Source organism: Listeria rocourtiae subsp. hofi (genome assembly GCF_963575615.1).
Taxonomy (GTDB): Bacteria; Bacillota; Bacilli; order Lactobacillales; family Listeriaceae; genus Listeria_A; species Listeria_A hofi.
This window is the reverse complement of the sequence record NZ_CAUYTL010000081.1, coordinates 1-1,625: the sequence shown is the minus strand read 5'-3', so window position 1 is coordinate 1,625 and position 1,625 is coordinate 1. Positions and strand designations below refer to the sequence as shown.

Genomic DNA, 1,625 nt, shown 5'->3' with positions numbered 1-1,625 from the left:
TGACGCAAGGATCTTATTCACGGTGTTGAATAAGTATTCAAATTCAGCTTTATTTTAAAGAGAGTTTGATCCTGGCTCAGGACGAACGCTGGCGGCGTGCCTAATACATGCAAGTCGAACGAACTGACGAAAGAGCTTGCTCTTTTGGACGTTAGTGGCGGACGGGTGAGTAACACGTGGGCAACCTGCCTGTAAGTTGGGGATAACTCCGGGAAACCGGGGCTAATACCGAATAATAACAAGCGTCGCATGACGCCTGTTTGAAAGACGGTTTCGGCTGTCACTTACAGATGGGCCCGCGGTGCATTAGCTAGTTGGTAGGGTAATGGCCTACCAAGGCGACGATGCATAGCCGACCTGAGAGGGTGATCGGCCACACTGGGACTGAGACACGGCCCAGACTCCTACGGGAGGCAGCAGTAGGGAATCTTCCGCAATGGACGAAAGTCTGACGGAGCAACGCCGCGTGTGTGAAGAAGGTTTTCGGATCGTAAAGCACTGTTGTTAGAGAAGAACAAGGATAAGAGTAACTGCTTGTCCCTTGACGGTATCTAACCAGAAAGCCACGGCTAACTACGTGCCAGCAGCCGCGGTAATACGTAGGTGGCAAGCGTTGTCCGGATTTATTGGGCGTAAAGCGAGCGCAGGCGGTTTCTTAAGTCTGATGTGAAAGCCCCCGGCTTAACCGGGGAGGGTCATTGGAAACTGAGAGACTTGAATGCAGGAGAGGTAAGTGGAATTCCACGTGTAGCGGTGAAATGCGTAGATATGTGGAGGAACACCAGTGGCGAAGGCGGCTTACTGGCCTGTAATTGACGCTGAGGCTCGAAAGCGTGGGGAGCAAACAGGATTAGATACCCTGGTAGTCCACGCCGTAAACGATGAGTGCTAAGTGTTAGGGGGTTTCCGCCCCTTAGTGCTGCAGCTAACGCATTAAGCACTCCGCCTGGGGAGTACGACCGCAAGGTTGAAACTCAAAGGAATTGACGGGGGCCCGCACAAGTGGTGGAGCATGTGGTTTAATTCGAAGCAACGCGAAGAACCTTACCAGGTCTTGACATCCTTTGAACCTTCTGGAGACAGAACTTTCCCTTCGGGGACAAAGTGACAGGTGGTGCATGGTTGTCGTCAGCTCGTGTCGTGAGATGTTGGGTTAAGTCCCGCAACGAGCGCAACCCTTGATTTTAGTTGCCAGCATTTAGTTGGGCACTCTAAAGTGACTGCCGGTGCAAGCCGGAGGAAGGTGGGGATGACGTCAAATCATCATGCCCCTTATGACCTGGGCTACACACGTGCTACAATGGATAATACAAAGGGTTGCCAAACCGCGAGGTCGAGCTAATCCCATAAAATTATTCTCAGTTCGGATTGTAGGCTGCAACTCGCCTACATGAAGCCGGAATCACTAGTAATCGTGGATCAGCATGCCACGGTGAATACGTTCCCGGGCCTTGTACACACCGCCCGTCACACCACGAGAGTTTGTAACACCCGAAGTCGGTAGGGTAACCTTTATGGAGCCAGCCGCCGAAGGTGGGACAGATAATTGGGGTGAAGTCGTAACAAGGTAGCCGTATCGGAAGGTGCGGCTGGATCACCTCCTTTCTAAGGAATAGGAAACCTGC

At 52.2% G+C, this 1,625-nt stretch carries 1 rRNA gene; it reads left to right on the top strand.

The features are described 5' to 3' along the window. Positions 1–53: 53 nt before the first annotated feature. Positions 54–1,605 (top strand): 16S ribosomal RNA (locus tag R8925_RS15780). The last annotated feature ends 20 nt before the right edge of the window (positions 1,606–1,625 follow it).